17 protein-coding genes are annotated in these 17742 nt (G+C 66.3%); 13 read left to right on the top strand and 4 right to left on the bottom strand.

The window, feature by feature from the left end:
• Positions 1–14: 14 nt before the first annotated feature.
• Both GO608_RS03700 and GO608_RS03695 read right to left on the bottom strand, forming a co-directional pair.
• Complete coding sequence (locus GO608_RS03700) at positions 15–596, bottom strand: beta/gamma crystallin domain-containing protein (RefSeq protein ID WP_169198364.1); 582 nt, start codon at positions 594–596, stop codon at positions 15–17.
• Positions 597–720: 124 nt separating this feature from the next.
• Entirely contained in the window at positions 721–1044 is a 324-nt protein-coding gene (locus tag GO608_RS03695) for a c-type cytochrome (RefSeq protein WP_169198363.1), read from the bottom strand.
• Positions 1045–1421: 377 nt separating this feature from the next.
• On the opposite strand from GO608_RS03695, the gene trhP reads away from it, so the two are divergent.
• The gene (gene trhP, locus GO608_RS03690) at positions 1422–2768 is read left to right on the top strand and encodes a prephenate-dependent tRNA uridine(34) hydroxylase TrhP (protein WP_169198362.1); all 1347 of its coding nucleotides are present in this window, start codon (positions 1422–1424) and stop codon (positions 2766–2768) included.
• Positions 2769–2780: 12 nt separating this feature from the next.
• Here the strand turns inward: trhP and GO608_RS03685 are convergent, their stop codons facing one another.
• Complete coding sequence (locus GO608_RS03685; protein ID WP_169198361.1) at positions 2781–3344, bottom strand: DUF3592 domain-containing protein; 564 nt, start codon at positions 3342–3344, stop codon at positions 2781–2783.
• A 151-nt stretch (positions 3345–3495) separates the two neighbouring features.
• Between GO608_RS03685 and GO608_RS03680 the strand changes: the two genes are divergently transcribed.
• The 10 genes from GO608_RS03680 (at position 3496) to metW (ending at position 13381) form a co-directional block, all read left to right on the top strand.
• The gene (locus tag GO608_RS03680) at positions 3496–5133 is read left to right on the top strand and encodes an ABC-F family ATPase (RefSeq protein WP_169198360.1); all 1638 of its coding nucleotides are present in this window, start codon (positions 3496–3498) and stop codon (positions 5131–5133) included.
• A 160-nt stretch (positions 5134–5293) separates the two neighbouring features.
• Positions 5294–5677, top strand: coding sequence for a PTS sugar transporter subunit IIA (locus GO608_RS03675; protein ID WP_169198422.1), 384 nt, complete (start codon positions 5294–5296; stop codon positions 5675–5677).
• Positions 5678–5692: 15 nt separating this feature from the next.
• A complete protein-coding gene (locus GO608_RS03670) occupies positions 5693–5962 on the top strand; it encodes an HPr family phosphocarrier protein (protein ID WP_169198359.1) in 270 nt (89 codons plus the stop codon).
• 3 nt (positions 5963–5965) lie between these two features.
• Positions 5966–7696: a phosphoenolpyruvate--protein phosphotransferase gene (gene ptsP / locus GO608_RS03665; RefSeq protein WP_169198358.1), complete on the top strand. Its 1731-nt coding sequence runs from the start codon at positions 5966–5968 to the stop codon at positions 7694–7696.
• 48 nt (positions 7697–7744) lie between these two features.
• A complete protein-coding gene (gene siaA / locus GO608_RS03660; RefSeq protein WP_247002833.1) occupies positions 7745–9751 on the top strand; it encodes a biofilm regulation protein phosphatase SiaA in 2007 nt (668 codons plus the stop codon).
• Positions 9752–9753: 2 nt separating this feature from the next.
• Positions 9754–10296 carry a biofilm regulation protein kinase SiaB gene (siaB, locus tag GO608_RS03655; protein WP_169198356.1) on the top strand — a complete coding sequence of 181 codons (543 nt, stop codon included), beginning with the start codon at positions 9754–9756 and terminating at the stop codon, positions 10294–10296.
• A gap of 13 nt (positions 10297–10309) precedes the next feature.
• On the top strand, positions 10310–10687 hold the full coding sequence (siaC, locus tag GO608_RS03650; RefSeq protein ID WP_169198355.1) for a biofilm regulation phosphoprotein SiaC: 378 nt from the start codon (positions 10310–10312) through the stop codon (positions 10685–10687).
• A gap of 2 nt (positions 10688–10689) precedes the next feature.
• Positions 10690–11496, top strand: a complete 807-nt coding sequence (siaD, locus tag GO608_RS03645) for a biofilm regulation diguanylate cyclase SiaD (RefSeq protein WP_169198354.1) — start codon at positions 10690–10692, stop codon at positions 11494–11496.
• Between the two features lie 167 nt (positions 11497–11663).
• Entirely contained in the window at positions 11664–12791 is a 1128-nt protein-coding gene (metX, locus tag GO608_RS03640; protein WP_169198353.1) for a homoserine O-succinyltransferase MetX, read from the top strand.
• Positions 12792–12793: 2 nt separating this feature from the next.
• Positions 12794–13381, top strand: a complete 588-nt coding sequence (metW, locus tag GO608_RS03635) for a methionine biosynthesis protein MetW (protein ID WP_169198352.1) — start codon at positions 12794–12796, stop codon at positions 13379–13381.
• Between the two features lie 55 nt (positions 13382–13436).
• Here the strand turns inward: metW and GO608_RS03630 are convergent, their stop codons facing one another.
• Positions 13437–13754, bottom strand: a complete 318-nt coding sequence (locus GO608_RS03630) for a hypothetical protein (protein WP_169198351.1) — start codon at positions 13752–13754, stop codon at positions 13437–13439.
• Between the two features lie 213 nt (positions 13755–13967).
• Here GO608_RS03630 and GO608_RS03625 point away from each other — a divergent pair, with 213 nt between their 5' ends.
• Together GO608_RS03625 and GO608_RS03620 are read left to right on the top strand one after the other, a co-directional pair.
• A complete protein-coding gene (locus GO608_RS03625) occupies positions 13968–16355 on the top strand; it encodes a putative bifunctional diguanylate cyclase/phosphodiesterase (protein ID WP_169198350.1) in 2388 nt (795 codons plus the stop codon).
• A gap of 90 nt (positions 16356–16445) precedes the next feature.
• Positions 16446–17741: an AmpG family muropeptide MFS transporter gene (locus GO608_RS03620; RefSeq protein WP_343316758.1), complete on the top strand. Its 1296-nt coding sequence runs from the start codon at positions 16446–16448 to the stop codon at positions 17739–17741.
• The last annotated feature ends 1 nt before the right edge of the window (position 17742 follow it).

Genomic DNA, 17742 nt, shown 5'->3' with positions numbered 1-17742 from the left:
GTGGCCGTGGCGGACTACTTCGTGCAGCTGATCTTCAGCGAAGAGAACTCATCGAAAAAACCCATCTTCTTGCTGACGTCCTGCACTTTCTGTCCGGGCTTGAAGGTCGACACCAGGTCCGCGAAATTTTCGTTGTCGTAGACCTGCACCGTCGCCTTCGGTCCGGTCTCGACGCTGCTGATCTTGTCTTTCCAGTCGATGCCGAACGGCCCCGTCATATCCGGCATGTCGACCGGTCCGACGAGCGTCAGCGTGTCGCCACGGTAGTTCTGATCGTCATGGAACTTGGCCCAGCAGCCCTCTTTCATCGCCGGATCCCGGTCGGCCACGGCGATCGGGACGAGCATGTAGACGACTGGATGCCCTTCCGAGCCTCGTTGCCCCGACTGGGCCGATTGTCCTGATTGTCCTGATTGTGCCGGTGCGGTTTGACTTGGTTGCCGCTCGTTTCGGGCCTCGCCCTGGCTCGTCCGCTCAGTGGGCGGCTGTGTCGCCTGGCTGTACTGCAAACTGCCTTCGGCGAAAGCCGAACCGGCAGCGACCGCAAGCGATAGCGCGAGGATGTTCGTCGAGACTGCGAGTGCTCTTTTTTTCATGTCCATCTCCTTTTTATCAACGAGAGAGCAGCCGACCGACCGACGGGCACGGGCTGTACCTTGCGGTCCGTCGCCGTCCGACCGTCCGCGGCCCAGCCATTCGCGTGCCCGGTGCCCTCTCCCTCTACTCTTCGGGCGTGACTGCACGCGCCAGGGTGAACATGATGTAATCGACCGCCGCGCGCACCTCATCGTCGCTCCACGAACCGGGACTACCGCCTTTCGGCGGGCAAAATCCGCTGTTGCCGTGGTAGCCGTCGATCGCGTGCCGGTACAACGTTTCCTTGCCCTTGTCGATCCGCTCGCGCCATTCATCGCTGTTCGTCAGGACCGGTGCCTGGGCCGCACCGCTGTCGTGGCAACCCATGCAGCCTTCCCGGTACACCTCGTAGCCCTTCGCCAGATGCGGGTCGGTCGGCTTTTCTCCGGTCGGATACGAACGCGGCACGGGCTGGGGTTGCTCCGGTCCTGCGGGGTTCGGCGGCCGGGAGCTCCTTTCCGGGAGCGGCATGACAGGGTCCGGGTCCCGGTCTTCCGCACACGCGGAGAGTGTGATCGCGACGACAAAAGCAAGTGAAAGGCTCGTACGCATTGGAGCGGTTCCTCGAGTCGTGAAAAACGGTGGCGCGACAAGCGAAGCAAACTGCGACCCTGCAGGGATGCGCTCGAAACTGAAACCGGGAGAGACCAACGGCAGAAATTACAGGACGCCGGGAAAGGTTCTGCTCGCCCCGGCAACGACGGCGAATGCCTCGTTCGCCGAAGAATGGCGCCACACGCCGACCCGGCTGCCCCCTAGAATGCCGGTTTGCCCGTTTCCCTCCGATGCCCGCCACGACACCCCCGCTCCGTTTTCCGGAACTCCTCGCCCCCGCCGGTTCGCTGCAGATGATGCGCACCGCGTTCGCGTTCGGCGCCGATGCCGTTTATGCCGGCCAGCCGCGCTACTCGCTGCGCGTGCGCAACAACAGCTTCGGCAAGCTCGAGGCGCTCGCGCAAGGCATCGACGAGGCGCACGCCGCGGGCAAGGCGTTCTACCTCGTCAACAACATCTACCCGCACAACACGAAAGTCCGCAGCTTTCTCGCCGACCTCGAACCGGTCGTCGCGCTCGGTCCCGACGCGCTGATCATGGCCGATCCGGGCCTGATGATGATGGTGCGCGAGCGCTGGCCGGACGTCGCCATTCATCTATCGGTGCAGGCGAACACGACGAACTACGCGGCAGTGCGCTTCTGGGCGTCGCTCGGCGTCAAGCGGATCATCCTGTCGCGCGAACTGTCGCTCGACGAAGTTTCCGAGATCCGCGACGCCTGCCCGGATGTCGAGCTCGAGCTGTTCGTGCATGGCGCGCTGTGCGTCGCCTATTCGGGCCGCTGCCTGCTGTCGGGCTACTTCAACCACCGCGACCCGAACCAAGGCAGTTGCACGAACTCGTGCCGCTGGGACTACAAAGTCCATGATGCGGCCGAGGACGACAGCGGCGACGTGCGCCGCGTGCCGCAAGACGCGGGGCTCGGCGGCGGCGCGCGGCACACGGCGAGCGAGCGCGTGTGGCTGATCGAGGAAGGCACCCGGCCCGGCGAGCTGATGCCGGTCGAGGAGGACGAGCACGGCACCTACATCCTGAATTCGAAAGACCTGCGCGCGGTCGAGCACGTCGCGCGGCTGGTCGCGATCGGCGTCGATTCGCTGAAGATCGAAGGCCGCACGAAAAGCCCGTACTACGTCGCGCGCGCGAGCCAGGCCTACCGTCACGCGATCGACGACGCGGTCGCCGGCCGGCCGTTCGACGTGCACCTGCTCGGCGAGCTCGAAGGGCTGGCGAACCGCGGCTACACCGACGGGTTCTACGAGCGCCATCACACGCCCGACCACCAGAACTACCTGCGCGGTCACTCCGAATCCGGGCGCAGCCTGCTGGTCGGCGAAGTGCTCGACTTCGATGCGGCGCGCGGCCTGGCGGAAGTCGAGGTGAAAAACGCTTTCGGCATCGGCGACCGGCTCGAATTCGTGCATCCGCGCGGCAACGACACCGTGTGCCTCGAACGTCTCGAAGATGCCGCCGGCGCACCCATCGGGCGCGTTCACGGCGCCGGGCGGCGCGTATGGCTGCCGCTGCCCGCAGCTGCCCGCGGCGCGGCGCCGTGCTTCATCGCCCGCTTCCTGTAGCGACTCGCCCGGTTAAGGCTGGTCTGGCTTGCCCGCCCGCCGGCCGGGCTTCGCCTGGTTCCATGCGAGCATGCCGGCGAAAAGCATCAGCCCCCCCGCAAGCGCGAGCGCGAGCGCCGGGAACGTGAAAAGGAACACTGCCCACCGCAGCTCGCGGAACACCATCGCATCATCCGGGTCGGAAGGATTCACCCACACCGTGATCCTCGGCGAAGCCTGCAGGCCGGCCACGATCGACTGGCTCGAGTCGCGCGCATACTGCCCGTCGTGCGGATCGTAGCGCATGCCGTCGTGGTCGGCGTCTCCGACCCGATAGCGATAGCGGATCTGCACCGAATCGAGCGGCGGATGCAGGCTCGACGGCGGCGCATGCAGGCTCACGGATTCGATCGCGGCCTCGACCGGCTGCCAGTGGCGACTGCGCAGCGACTCCATGAAGGGCAGGACGCCATACGACACGACCCCGAGCAACCCCGCCATCAGCAGCCCGACGCCGAGCAGGGGCAGCCCGATGCCCAGGGCTACCGCGCGAAACGCGGCAAGCGGAGAGGACGGCAGCAGGCGGATCGGAGACATGTCTCAAGTTTGCCGCCGATAAGGCAGCGACACCAGAGCCGGACGCAAAAAAATGGGATCGAATCCCACACTGCAACAGCAGCTCCGGCGCGCCGCACCCTTCTGCGCTATAATGCAAAGCTTTGTTTTATCTGAAAATCAGGATTCCGCCGTGCTCGTCGCCGCCAACATCACCATGCAGTTCGGGGCCAAGCCCCTGTTCGAGAATGTCTCCGTCAAATTCGGCGAAGGCAACCGCTACGGCCTGATCGGCGCCAACGGCGCGGGCAAGTCGACGTTCATGAAAATCCTGTGCGGCGAACTCGAGTCGTCCGCCGGCAACGTGTCGAAGGACCCGCATGAGCGCATGGCCTACCTCAGGCAGGACCAGTTCGGCTTCGAGGACGTGCGCGTGCTCGACGTCGTGCTGATGGGCCATGAGCAGATGTGGGCGTGCATGGTCGAGAAGGACGCAATCTATGCGAACCCCGAGGCGACCGAAGAAGACTACATGCACGCCGCCGAGCTCGAAGGCAAGTTCGCCGAGTACGACGGCTACACTGCCGAGGCGCGCGCCGGCGAGCTGCTGCTGGGCGTGGGCATCGGCACGGAACTGCACAACGGCCCGATGAAGAACGTCGCCCCGGGCTGGAAGCTGCGCGTGCTGCTGTGCCAGGCGCTGTTCGCGAACCCCGACATCCTGCTGCTCGACGAGCCGACGAACAACCTCGACATCAACACCATCCGCTGGCTCGAGGACGTGCTGAACCAGCGCGACAGCACGATGGTGATCATCTCTCACGACCGCCACTTCCTGAACCAGGTGTGCACGCACATGGCGGACCTCGACTACGGCACGATCACCGTGTACGCCGGCAACTACGACGACTACATGGAAGCGGCGACGCTCGCGCGCCAGCGCCAGCAGTCCGCGAACGCCCGCGCGAAGGAAAAGATCCAGGATCTGCAGGAATTCGTGCGCCGCTTCTCGGCCAACAAATCGAAAGCCAAGCAGGCGACGAGCCGCCTGAAGCTGATCGACAAGTTGAAGCCCGAGGACGTCAAGCCGTCCAGCCGCCAGTACCCGTGGATCCGCTTCGACTACGATGACAAGGACAAGCTGCACCGCCTCGCCTGCGAAGTGCAGAACCTGTCGTTCGCGTACGACGGCATGGCCAAGCCGCTGATCGACAAGTTCTCGATTGCGATCGAGGCGGGCGAGAAAGTCGCGATCATCGGCGAGAACGGCGTCGGCAAGACGACGCTGATGAAGCTGCTCGTCGGCCCCCAGTCGGGAGGCCTCGCCCCGCAGAAAGGCGCCGTCAAATGGGCCGAGAAGGCAAAGCCCGGTTACTACGCGCAGGACCATGCGTCCGAATTCGCCGGCACCGAGAGCTTGACCGAATGGATCGCGGACTACGCGCGCGTCACCGTCGACTCGCAAGGCGGCGATCTCGAGACGCTGATCCGCGGCACGCTCGGCCGGCTGCTGTTTTCCGGGGACGACGTGAGAAAGCCGGTCAACGTCATTTCCGGCGGCGAACAGGGCCGCATGCTGTTCGGCAAACTGATGCTGTCGCGGCCGAACGTGCTGCTGATGGACGAGCCGACGAACCACCTCGACATGGAATCGATCGAGTCGCTGAACACCGGCCTCGAAAAGTTCTCCGGTACGCTGATCTTCATCTCGCACGATCGCGAGTTCGTGTCCTCGCTCGCAAGCCGCATCATCGACATGCGCCTCGACGGCACGATCACCGACTATCGCGGCACGTACGAGGAATACCTCGCGAGCCAGGGGCTCGAGTGAGCTGAGTCTCGACGGCCCGCCCGGCGAAAGCCGCCCGCGAGGGCGGCTTTTTTGTGCCCCGGCACCGCGGCGCACCGCCGGGGCCGGAAGCTCCACTACGGCATTCGCGGCAGCTGCCCCTTCGTCGGCTACAATCGCCGAAACACTTCCTTTGTCCACCATGATCGGCATCTTCCTCATTACGCACGGCACGCTCGGCGAATCGCTGATCCAGTGCGCGAGCCACGTGCTCAACAAACGCCCCGCGCAAACCGTGCAGCTCGGCGTCTCCGCCCAGGACGATCCACTCGACATGCTGCCGCTCGCGCGCCAGATGCTCGCGTGGACCGACAGCGGCCACGGTGTGCTGGTGCTGACCGACGTCTTCGGCGCGACGCCGTCGAACATCGCGACGAAGCTCGCGGTGCCGCGGAGCATCGAAGTCATCGCCGGGGTCAACGTGCCGATGCTGCTGCGCGTGCTGACTTACCGCGAACGGGACATGAACACGCTCGTGCAGCGCGCCGTCGCGGGCGGCTGCGACGGCGTTGTGCACATCCAGTGACCAGGCGAACCCGCGATGCCGAGAGCTGAAACCGAAATCATTAACAAGCTGGGCCTGCACGCGCGCGCGTCGGCGAAACTCACGCAGACAGCGAGCAGCTACGGCGCCGACATCTGGCTCGAGCGCAACGGCCGCCGCGTCAATGCCAAAAGCATTATGGGGGTGATGATGCTGGCCGCCGCGCAGGGCTCGCGGATCACGATCGATACGGCGGGACGGGATGCCGACGCCGCCCTCGAGGCAATCCTGGAGTTGATCGCGGACCGATTCGGCGAGGGAGAGTAAGCAATGCCCTTCACGATCCACGGCCTGCCGGTTTCACAGGGCATCGCGATCGGTCACGTCCATCTCGTCTCGCACGCGATGCTCGAGGTCAATCACTACCACGTCTCGAGCAAATACCTGCCCGAGGAAATGGACCGCCTCGACGAAGCGGTGGCGACGGTGCAGGGCGAGCTGATCGGCCTCAAGGCCGCCGCGACGACGGGCCAGTCGCACAGCGAGGTCGGCGCCTTCGTCGACCTGCAGCTGATGATGCTGTCCGATCCGATGCTCGTCGACGCCGCGCGCGAGCTGATCGAAGCGCGTCGCTGTAACGCCGAGTGGGCGCTCGTTCAGCAGATGGAACACGTCGTCGAGCAGTTCGAGCAGATCGAGGATCCGTACCTGCGCGAACGCAAGGCCGACGTCGTGCAGGTCGTCGAGCGCCTCGTCAAGGTGCTGCTCGGCCATCCGGGTCATCTGCCGGCGAAACGCCGCGACGGGCTCGGCACGATCGTCGTCGCGCACGACCTGTCGCCGGCCGACACGATCGGTTTTCGCGACCACAACATCGGCGGCTTCGTCACCGACGTCGGCGGCCCGACCAGCCACACCGCGATCGTCGCGCGCAGCCTGCGCATTCCGGCGGTCGTCGGGCTGCACCACATCCGCCAGCTCGTCGAGGAGGACGAGCTCCTGATCATCGACGGCACGCGCGGCGTCGTCATCGTCGGACCCGACGAGCATATCGTCGAGGAATACCGGCTGCGCCGCACCGAGCTCGAAGTCGAGCGCTCGAAGCTCAACCGGCTCAAGGACACGCGCGCGACGACGCTCGACGGCGAGAACGTCAACCTGCTGGCGAACATCGAGGGGCCGAAGGACCTCAACCAGGTCAAGGCCGTCAATGCCGACGGCGTCGGCCTGTACCGCACCGAGTTCCTGTTCATCGGCCGCGACGCGCTGCCCGACGAGGAGGAACAGTACGAAGCCTATCGCGCCGTAGTGAAATCCATGCCCGGCAAGCCGGTGACGATCCGCACCTTCGACGTCGGCGCGGACAAGGCGCTCAACGGCGTCGGCACGCGCTTCGAACCGAACCCGGCGCTCGGCCTGCGCGCGATCCGCTACTCGCTCGCCGAGCCGCAGATGTTCAAGACGCAGCTGCGCGCGCTGCTGCGCGCGTCGGCGCACGGGCAGCTGCAGATCATGATCCCGATGCTCGCGCACGCGCACGAAATCGACCAGACGCTGACGCTGATCGAAAAGGCCAAGGTCGAACTGCGCGCCGAACGGGTCAAGTTCGACGAACGGCTCGCCGTTGGCGGCATGATCGAAGTGCCGGCGGCTGCGCTCGCCCTCGGCATGTTCATCCGGCGCCTGTCGTTCCTGTCGATCGGCACGAACGACCTGATCCAGTACACGCTGGCGATCGACCGCTCGGACGAAGCCGTCGTGCATCTGTACGACCCGCTCCACCCGGCAGTGCTGAAGTTGATCAGCGGCACGATCCAGGCCGGCGCGCGCTTCGGCCTGCCGGTGTCGGTGTGCGGCGAGATGGCCGGCGACCCTGCGTATACGCTGCTGCTGCTCGGCATGGGGCTGCGCAATTTCTCGATGCATCCCGGCAACATCCTCGAGATCAAGCAGCAGGTGCTGCGCGCGGACGTCGGCGAACTCGCGCCGCGGGTGCAGCGCATCCTTAAGATGGACGAGCAGTCGAAAATACGCGAGGCGGTGCTGCGACTGGCCGGCTGAGCCGGCGCACCCACGCAGCGATACGGGGAACGGAGAGCGGATTTGGGATTGCGGGGGAAATCGGGCCTGTGGCTCGCGGCGCTGTTGGCGCTGCTGGGGCTGTTCGCGCTGCTGGCCGGACGGGCCGGCCTCGACGCCTTCCGCGATCATTTCGGCGCCGGCTTCGCGCGCAACCACGCGCTGCTGCAGGCGCAAAAGCTCGTCACGCTGATCACGCGCGAGCTGAGCCTGTCGCAGCGGCTCGCCGAACTCGAAAGCGTGCAACGCTTCCTGCGCGGTACGGACAACTCCGGGCAAGCGGGCATCGATGCCGAACGGTTCCGGCGCGCGTTCACCGACGCTTCGGTGTTTCTCATCGCCAACGACAGCGGGCACTACTACTTCAGCGACGGCACCGCACCCGATGCGTGGGTGAAGCCGAGCTACACGCTGCAGCGCGGCGACCCCAAGGACGGGTGGTATTTCGCCACGGTTCGCGACGCCCGCCCATATGCGCTGAACGTCAACGTCGACGAAAAGCTCAAGGTCACGAAAGTCTGGTTCAATGTGCTGGTGCGCGAAGCCGAAGGCGGGCGGGTGCTCGGCCTGGCCGGCTCGGGGCTCGACCTGACACGCTTTCTCGCCACTTTCGTCGGCACCGTCGATTCGGGCGTCACGAACTTCATCATCAATGGCGAAGGCGCGATTCTCGCCCACCCCGACCAGTCCCTGATCGAGTACGCGGCGCTGACCAAAGCCGCCCCTCGGCGCACGCTGCACGGGCTCGTCGAGGACGGGGCGGATCGCGAAGCGCTCGACGGCATGCTCGCGGGCCTGCGCGACGCACCGGGCAGTGGCGGCGCCCTGCGCGTCGATCTGCAGGGCCAGCCGCGCGTCCTCGGTGGGGCCTACGTGCCGGCGCTCGACTGGTACGTGATCACCGCCGTGGACCTGGGCGCCGCGCAGGTCATCGACGAAACCGTGCTGTGGCCGCTTGCGCTCGGCGCGATCGCGCTGCTGCTGCTGTTCGCGGTCGCCGTCAGCATGGGCGTCGACCGACTGATCCTGCGGCCGCTGGTGCAGCTGACCGACTCCGCGCAGCGCATCGCCATCGGCGATTATCGCCAGCGCCTGCACACGCGCCGCAGCGACGAGCTCGGCTCGCTGACGCGCGCCTTCGACGGCATGGCGCGCCAGATCGACGCCCACACCAGCGAACTCGAAAGCCGCGTCACCGAGCGCACCCGCGATCTCGCCCAGGCGCGCGACCGCATTGCGGCAACGCACCGGCAGATCCAGGACAGCATCCGCTACGGCGCCCTGATCCAGCACGCGATGCTGCCACACCGCGAGCTGCTGCACGCGTTGCCCGACGACCACTTCGTGCTGTGGCAGCCGCGCGACACCGTCGGCGGAGATTTCTACCTGTTCCGCGAGGCGCCGGGACAGTTCCTCGTCGGCATCGTCGATTGCGCGGGGCACGGCGTGCCGGGCGCGTTCATGACGATGATCGCGCATGCCGGCTTCGACCTGGCCGTCCAGGAACTCGGACTGGCGGATCCCGCAGCGCTGCTGACGCGCATGGACAGCGCGACGCGTACGCTGCTGCCGGGCGATGCGGCGAGCCGCCATCTCGCGACCAGCATGGACGTGGGCCTGTGCCACGTCGACGTCGCGACCGGCTGCGTGACCTTCGCCGGCGCGCACGTCGATCTCTACCGCTGCGAGGGCACGCAGTGCGAGCAGCTTCGCGGCAGCCGGCGCAGCATCGGCGAGCGGCAGCGCGCAATTTACGAGAATGTCATCATCGCCGAAGGCTCTGGCTGCACGTATTATCTGACTACCGACGGGTTCCTCGACCAAGCCGGAGGCGAACGCGGCTACGGCTTCGGCACGCGCCGCTTCGCAGTCGCGCTGGGCGAGACCGCGGCGCAGCCGATGACGAGCCAGGAACAAGCGCTGCGGCGACACTTGGCCGACCATCAGGGAAGCTGGGCGCAGCGCGATGACATCACGGTGATCGGTTTTCGTATTCCAGGTCGGGCGGCGACGCCCGGCCCTGTTTCCGGGGAGTAAGGATGGAAGAGGTGGATGTGTTGTCCTTGCGCGAAGCGTTCTCGCGCCAGGGAATCATGCTGGGCTTCAACGGGCCGTTCTCGGCCACGCTGATGGAGGAGATCGGCAAGGCCCTGCGCAAGCACATGGAGGGGCTGTCCGAATCCCCGTCGGCGATCACCGACGTTTTTTCGGCCTATATCGAGCTGAGCCAGAACATCCGCCACTACGCCGCGTCGAGCGGCGTGAGCGGCGCCGCAGCCGAAGCGACGATCATCGTTTCGCGCGACGAGGCGGGGCATTACGTCGTCAGTGCCGGCAATGTCGTGCTCCATGACGACGGCGAGGCGCTGGTCGCGCGCATCGGCGAACTCGCCGCCCTCGACAGGGCCGCGCTGAAAGCCGCGTTCAAGACCCAGATGCGCCAGCCCCGCGACCCGCAGGCGAAGACCGGCGCCGGACTCGGGCTGATCGACCTGGCACGCCGCGCGAGCCAGCCGCTCGCGTGCAGCGTGAAAACCCTTGACCCCCAGCACGCCTTCTTCAGCCTGCGCGTGGTGATTTGAACTGAGGTCCGAAGTGAACGATTTCGAGATTCCTGCCACCGAATCGACTCCCCTCATCCGCACCGACCGGACAGCCGGGCGGCTGGAAATGAGCGGCGACTCCTATCCGGAAAATTCCTTCGAGCTGTTCCAGCCGGTCATCGACTGGCTCGCCGGCTTTCTCGACCAGGTTCTGCAGCCGCTGACGCTCGAGCTGAAACTGATGTATCTCAACACGAGCAGCGTGCGGGCGATGATGGACATCTTCGACGCGCTGCAGGACGCGCACGAGCGCGGGCAGGCGGTCACGGTGAATTGGCGCTATGACCGTGACAACGAGCGCGTCGCCGATCTGGCTGCCGAGTTCAAGGAAGACTACACGTTCCCGTTCGAGATCATTCCGGGTTCGTGACAATGAACTCAGGATTTCCCCTGCCGCCCGGGGAGCGCCCGCTGACCGAACGCATCGATGCGCTGCTGAGCGATGCCGAACACCGGGACAATCCGTTGCGCGCGCCGCTCGCCGAGCTCTACGACGCCTTTTCCGACCACCTCTGCCAACTCGAGCGCATCACCCGCATCAGCGACCACTACCAGGCCGCCGAGCGCGACCGCGGTGCCGGCCATGCCGTCAATTACCGCCGTCAGCTGCGCAGGCTCGAAAAGATCGTGCGCATCAGCGACCAATACCAGGGCATGCTGCGCGAACTCAACCAGCGCCTCGAATGGCTGTCCCACCGCGACGCACTCACGGGGCTGCCGAACCGACGCCATGCGCTGAAGCGGTTGCGCGAGGAGCATCTGCGTGCCCAGCGGGGTGGCCGCTCGTTCGTCATCATGATCATCGACATCGACCACTTCAAGGACATCAACGACACCTGGGGACACGAGTTCGGCGACCACGCGCTGACGGCCGTCGCCGCACGCCTCGCGGCGTCGGTGCGCGAATACGATGTGTGCGCGCGCTGGGGCGGGGAAGAGTTCCTCGTGATGCTGTCGGACACCGAACCCTGCACCGCAGGTGACAACGCCGAACGGCTGCGCGCCTGCGTCGGGAGCGATCCGTTCATCATCGGCGAGCGGCAACTGCGCATCACCGTCTCGCTCGGCGTCGGCAGCTGCCGCCCGGGCGAGGAGCTGGCGGAATTGATGAAACGGGTCGACGACGCGCTGTACCTCGCCAAGCACGAGGGGCGGGATCGCATCGCGTTCGCCCGGTGAGGCGGTCGTCCGGCGAATTTGACAATTGCGCACGGCCACGCTAATTTTTCGCCTCCACGCGCCGATTTGAACCACAGCTTGCGGGCGCTCAATAAATCCGGCTAAAGCGAGGGCGACCCAGTCCGCGTTTCCCAGCCGGCTGGGTTTTTTTGTCTACAGCGAACAACATGATCCAACCCCAATCCGTCGGCGCCGTCGTCCCGCAGCGGGCGCATTTCGCCGAGCCGCTGCCGCTGCGCAGCGGCGACGCCCTGCCCGAGTACGAACTCCTGTACGAGACCTATGGCGAGCTCAACGCCGCGCGCAGCAACGCCGTGCTGGTATGCCACGCGCTGTCCGGCTCTCACCATGTCGCCGGCCACTATGCGGACGACCCCGGCAACATCGGCTGGTGGGACAACCTCGTCGGGCCCGGCAAGCCGCTCGATACGCGCAAGTTCTTCGTCATCGGCGTCAATAACCTGGGCGGCTGCCACGGCACGACCGGCCCCGCCTCGATCAATCCGGCGAGCGGCAAACCATGGGGCGCGGATTTCCCGTTCGTCACTGTCGAGGACTGGGTCGGCGCCCAGGCGCGGCTCGCCGACCGGCTCGGCATCGAACGTTTCGCCGCGGTCGTCGGCGGCAGCCTGGGCGGCATGCAGGCGCTGTCGTGGACGCTGCAGTATCCGGAGCGCATCGGGCACGCGGTGCTCGTCGCGTCGGCGCCGCGGCTCACGGCGCAGAACATCGCGTTCAACGAAGTCGCGCGCCAGGCGATCCTGACCGACCCGGACTTCCACGGCGGGCACTACTACGAGCATGGCGTCGTCCCGGCCCGCGGGCTGAAGCTCGCGCGCATGCTCGGCCACATCACTTACCTGTCCGACGATGCGATGGCCGACAAATTCGGCCGTACGCTGCGCCACGGCAAGGCGGTGTATAGCTATGACGTCGAGTTCGAGATCGAATCCTACCTGCGCTACCAGGGCGACAAGTTCGCCGGTTTTTTCGACGCCAATACCTATCTGCTGACGACCAAGGCGCTCGACTACTTCGATCCCGCGTTCGAGCACGGCGGCCTGCTGCGGGCGGCGCTGGCGCGCGCGAGCGCCGACTTCCTCGTCGTGTCCTTTTCGACCGACTGGCGCTTCTCGCCGGCGAGAAGCCGCGAGATCGTCTACAGCCTGCTGCACAACCGCCGCAACGTCAGCTACGCGGAGATCGAGAGCGACGCCGGGCACGACTCGTTCCTGCTCGACGACGCGCATTACCACGGGCTGCTTGCGGCCTATTTCGACCGCATCAAGGTTTGACGATGGCCTACCGCTACGACTACGAAGTGATCACGAAGTGGATTTCGCCGGGCGAGCGGGTGCTCGATCTGGGCTGCGGCGACGGCAGCCTGCTCAGGCATCTCGCCGAAGTCCGCCAGGTCCAGGGGTACGGTGTCGAGAACGACGCGGACAAGCTGCTGGCCTGCGTCCGCAATGGCATCAATGTGATCCAGATGGACATGGAAAAAGGCCTCGCCGGCCTCGAGGACGGTTTCTTCGACCACGTCATCATGAGCCTGTCGCTGCAGGCGATGCACAACACCCAAGGCATCCTCGCCGAGATGCTGCGCGTCGGGCGCGAAGCGGTCGTCAGCTTTCCGAACTTCGGCTACTGGCGCCACCGCCAGAGCATCCTCAACGGCCACATGCCGGTATCGGAAAGCCTGCCGCACCAGTGGTTCAACACGCCGAACGTGCGCTTCTTCACGATCGCGGACTTCGACGCGCTGTGCGCGATGAACGGCATCGTCGTGCGCGAGCGACTGGCTTTCGACGAGAGCACGCTGATCGAGGAAGAACCCAACTTTCTCGCCAGCGTCGCCGTGTATCGGCTCGGCCGCCCCGACTGACCCGGCCCGCAACGGGCCGCCGTACTGCGCGGCCGCTACGGCGGACTACGAGAGCTCAACCGACGACGAAGTTCGCGACATCCACTTTCAGCACCGGGCGCCCGAGCGCGACCGCGGTGACTGCCGCGAAGCGCCGCGCCCACTCGCCGGCCTGCCTGAATCGCTCCTCACCGCCGTATTTCGCGACGTTGAGGATCATGTCGAGCGCAAGAATCTTCCCCATCGGGTTCGACGGCGTGCATTCGAGCGTCTCGAACTCGTGCGACAGCCAGGCACGCGCCTGATCCTTCGTCAGGCCCGCCGTGTCGGCTTCGTGCACCGTGAATTCGTATTCGCGTCCCGCGCCGAACGATACAAGGACGTGCTGGCTCATGTTCGTCTCCCTTCCCAGTGGTTATTAATTGGATTGCCACGAACGCCCATTCTCGGGTGCCGTGGCGGCGCCGACAAGCCCATACGCGGGCGTATCGTTGCAGTGCAAGATTGTAAGCCTGGAAACTGGCTGTCAGAATCGCCCCAGACTGGGCTGGTCCTGCGCGGATGGGCTCCGGATGGCAACACTCCCAACCGCTCATAACCTGCTGGCATGTTTTCGCACAAGACGGTTCTCCTTTCGCTCGCATTTTCCGTCGTCCTCGCTGCACCAGCCGGTCTCGCGCTCGCCTCGGGCGCAGCTGCCGGGGCGAGCGATGCCCTGGAGGCTCCCGCGCCGGCGACTGCCGGTTTCGGCGCCGGAATGCTGACGCTGGCGGTGCTGCTCGCCGGTGGACGGCCGATCTATCGCCGTTACCGTCGCCGCCGCCAGGCGCTCGCTGCCGGGCAGCTTTCCAGCGCGGCCGGGGCGGGCACCTTCATGACAAGCGATGCCGGCATCGCCGCACACCATTCCGGCGAAAATGAACTGGTGCAGCGGGCGGCGATGCTGCAGACGATCCTCGACAACATTCCGTGCGCCGTGTCGCTCGTCGACCACGAGCTGCAGCTCGTCGCGTGCAACGAGGAATTCAAGCGTTTGCTCGATTTCCCGCCGGACCTGTTCGCCGGGAGCCTGCCGTCGCTCGAGACGCTGTTCCGCTATAACGCCGCGCGCGGCGAGTACGGCCCTGGCGACCCGGAACAGATCGTCGCGGATCTTCTCGCCCGCGCGCTTCAGCCGGCGCCACACAGCTTCGAGCGCCGTCGGCGCGACGGCACGGTGCTGCTCGTCCAGGGTCAGCCGCTGCCGCAGGGCGGCTTCGTCACGACCTATGCCGACATCACCGCCCGCAAGCGGGACGAGGAGCGCCTCCAGCTCGCGGACAAGGTGTTCGAGAACAGCCCCGACGCGATCGTCATCACCGACCTCGGCCATCGCATCGTTTCGGTCAACCCTGCCTACACCCAGATCACCGGGATCGCAGCAGCGGCCGCACAAGGCACCTGCTTTCGCCCCGGCAGCGACCATGGCGAGGAGGGCGAGGGCGCAGGCGGGCCCGATTCCCGCACCGTATGGGCGATCGTCAGCGCGCACGGTTCGTGGTCCGGAGAAACGACAGGCCTGCGCGGCGACGGGCAGCGCTATCCGCGCACGTTGATGATCAACGGCGTGCGCGATCCCAAGACGCGGGAGATCACGCATTTCATCGCGATTTTTTCGGACATCACCGCCCGCAAGCGCGCCGAGGCGGATATCCAGCATCTGGCCTACCACGACACGCTGACCGGCCTCGCCAACCGCTTCTCGCTGACCGCCCGACTGCAGCTGTCGGTCGCCGAGGCGCGGCGCAACGGGCAGCGGCTGGCGGTGATGTTCCTCGATCTGGATCGTTTCAAGCACATCAACGACTCCCTCGGCCATCCGGTCGGGGACGAACTGCTGAAGCAGGTCGCGCGGCGCCTGCGCGAGGCGGTGCGCGAAACGGATACCGTCGCGCGTCTCGGCGGCGACGAATTCGTCGTCGTGCTGCAAGGCATCGGCGGCGCCCACGACGTCACGCACGTCGCGGCGAAGCTGCTCGCGCAGCTCTCCGCGCCGTATTGCGTCGAAGCGACCGAGCTTCACACGACGCCGTCGATCGGCATCAGCCTGTTTCCCGACGACAGCGCAGACCCGGCGGCGCTGATGCGCAACGCCGACACCGCGATGTATCACGCCAAAGCCGCGGGACGCGCGAAGTTCCAGTTCTACACCGACGAGATGAACCGCGCCGCGACCGCGCGGCTGGATCTCGAGCGCAAGCTGCGCGGCGCTGTCGCACGCGGCGAATTCGAGCTGTGGTACCAGCCCCAGTTCGACTCGCGCCACGGGCACCTCACCGGGCTGGAAGCGCTGGTGCGGTGGCGTCACCCGCAGGACGGGCTGATCGCGCCGCTGCGCTTCATCCCGCTGGCCGAGGAAACCGGCGTCATCGTCGAGATCGGCACGTGGGTTCTTCGCGAGGCCTGCCGGCAGGCGCGGCAGTGGCTCGACGCCGGGCTGCCGGAGGTGCGCATCTCGGTCAACCTGTCGGTGCGCCAGCTGCGCGAAAAATGCCTCGTCGACACGGTGTCGACAACGCTCGCCGCGAACGGCCTGCGCCCCGGACTGCTGGAACTCGAAATCACCGAAAGCGCCGTCATGGACAACCCGGGCGAAGCGGTCGCGCTGCTGCAGGCGCTGAAGGATCTCGGCGTGCGCATCGCGATCGACGATTTCGGCACCGGGCACTCGTCGCTGTCCTATCTCAAGCTGTTCCCGCTCGACCACCTGAAAATCGACCGCTCCTTCGTGTCCGACATCGAGCACGACGCGAACGACGCGATGATCGTCGCCGCGGCCGTGTCGCTCGCGCACAACCTCGGGCTTTCGGTGATCGCCGAAGGGGTCGAATCCGCGGTCCAAGTCGCGCGCCTGCGCGAACTCGGCTGCGACGAGTTGCAGGGTTTCCATTTCAGCCGCCCGGTGACTGCGGACGTCGTGGAAAACTCGCTGCGCAGCGTGTGGCGGACGGCCTGACGGTCTCGGTCGTCACCTTCCTCGACGGCAACGCGGATCACCGGGCGCAATCTGGGATAATGCCCGCCACCCCTCGCCGAGTGTCCCCTCGTGTCCGAATTGCGCCGCCCCGCCTGGCTCGAAGTCCTGTTGAACCGCCGCATGCTGATCTGCATTTTCACCGGCTTCGCGTCGGGGCTGCCGCTGTATCTGCTGCTGAACCTCGTGCCGGCCTGGCTGAAGACCGAAGGCCTGTCGCTGAAAGCGATCGGCGCGTTCGCGCTGATCCAGTTCCCCTACACCTGGAAGTTCCTGTGGGCACCGCTGCTCGACCGCTTCGGCATCCTGCCGTGGCTGGGCCGACGGCGCGGCTGGATGCTGGTGTCGCAGCTCGGGCTGGTCGCCGCGATCGCGTGGCTCGGGCAGCTGTCGCCCGTCACCGACCTCGGTCTCGTCGTCGGGCTGACCGCGGCGATCGCGCTGCTGTCGGCGACGCAGGACATCGCGCTCGACGCGTTCCGGCGCGAAATCCTCCCCGAGATCGAGCTCGGCCTCGGCAACGCGATCCACGTGAACGCGTACCGCGTCGCCGGGCTCGTGCCCGGCTCGCTGTCGCTGATCCTTGCCGACCACCTCGCGTGGGGTCCGGTGTTCGTGATCACTGCGCTTTTCATGCTGCCGGGCGTCGCGATGACGATCTTCTCGAACGAGCCGCGCGAAGCCGTGGGCACGCCGCGCACGCTGCGCGCGGCGGTCGTCGAGCCGTTCCGCGAGTTCTTCGGCCGCCACGGCCTGCGTTCGGCGCTGCTCGTGCTCGCGTTCCTGTTCCTCTACAAGCTCGGCGACTCGCTGTGCACTGCGCTCGCGACGCCGTTCTATCTCGACATGGGCTACAGCAAGACCGACATCGGCATCGTCGCGAAGAATGCCGGCCTGTGGCCGTCGGTGATCGGCGGCATCCTCGGCGGGCTGTGGATGCTGCGGCTCGGCATCAACCGCGCGCTGTGGCTGTTCGGCCTCGTGCAGGTCGTCACGATCCTCGGCTTCGTTTGGCTCGCGTGGCTCGGGCCGATGCCGTCGGATGCGGGCCGCCTCGCAGTGCTCGCGATCGTCATCGGCGGCGAAGCGATCGGCGTCGGCCTCGGCACGACCGCGTTCGTCGCGTACATGGCGCGCACGACGCATCCCGCCTACACTGCGACGCAGCTTGCGCTGTTCACGAGCCTGATGGCGATGCCGCGCACGTTCATCAACGCATCGGCCGGCTGGCTCGTCGAGCGCATGGGCTGGTACGATTTTTTCTGGACATGCTTCTTCCTCGCCATTCCGGGCATGTTGCTGCTGTTGAAGATTGCGCCGTGGAACGGCGAAGCGAAAGCGGTCGCCGCGATGCCGGGCCGCGCCTGAC

Source organism: Aromatoleum buckelii, assembly GCF_012910785.2.
Lineage (GTDB): Bacteria > Pseudomonadota > Gammaproteobacteria > Burkholderiales > Rhodocyclaceae > Aromatoleum > Aromatoleum buckelii.
This window is presented reverse-complemented; position numbering and strand designations above follow the sequence as displayed.

Bases quoted from the DNA above. Each gene is read 5' to 3' on its own strand.
- ptsP (WP_169198358.1), top strand. From the start codon at position 5,966: ATGCCCTTCACGATCCACGGCCTGCCGGTTTCACAGGGCATCGCGATC.
- siaD (WP_169198354.1), top strand. From the start codon at position 10,690: ATGAACTCAGGATTTCCCCTGCCGCCCGGGGAGCGCCCGCTGACCGAA.
- GO608_RS03675 (WP_169198422.1), top strand. From the start codon at position 5,294: ATGATCGGCATCTTCCTCATTACGCACGGCACGCTCGGCGAATCGCTG.
- GO608_RS03700 (WP_169198364.1), bottom strand. From the start codon at position 596: ATGAAAAAAAGAGCACTCGCAGTCTCGACGAACATCCTCGCGCTATCG.
- siaB (WP_169198356.1), top strand. From the start codon at position 9,754: ATGGAAGAGGTGGATGTGTTGTCCTTGCGCGAAGCGTTCTCGCGCCAG.
- metW (WP_169198352.1), top strand. From the start codon at position 12,794: ATGGCCTACCGCTACGACTACGAAGTGATCACGAAGTGGATTTCGCCG.
- GO608_RS03625 (WP_169198350.1), top strand. From the start codon at position 13,968: ATGTTTTCGCACAAGACGGTTCTCCTTTCGCTCGCATTTTCCGTCGTC.
- GO608_RS03685 (WP_169198361.1), bottom strand. From the start codon at position 3,344: ATGTCTCCGATCCGCCTGCTGCCGTCCTCTCCGCTTGCCGCGTTTCGC.
- GO608_RS03670 (WP_169198359.1), top strand. From the start codon at position 5,693: ATGCCGAGAGCTGAAACCGAAATCATTAACAAGCTGGGCCTGCACGCG.
- trhP (WP_169198362.1), top strand. From the start codon at position 1,422: ATGCCCGCCACGACACCCCCGCTCCGTTTTCCGGAACTCCTCGCCCCC.
- metX (WP_169198353.1), top strand. From the start codon at position 11,664: ATGATCCAACCCCAATCCGTCGGCGCCGTCGTCCCGCAGCGGGCGCAT.
- GO608_RS03630 (WP_169198351.1), bottom strand. From the start codon at position 13,754: ATGAGCCAGCACGTCCTTGTATCGTTCGGCGCGGGACGCGAATACGAA.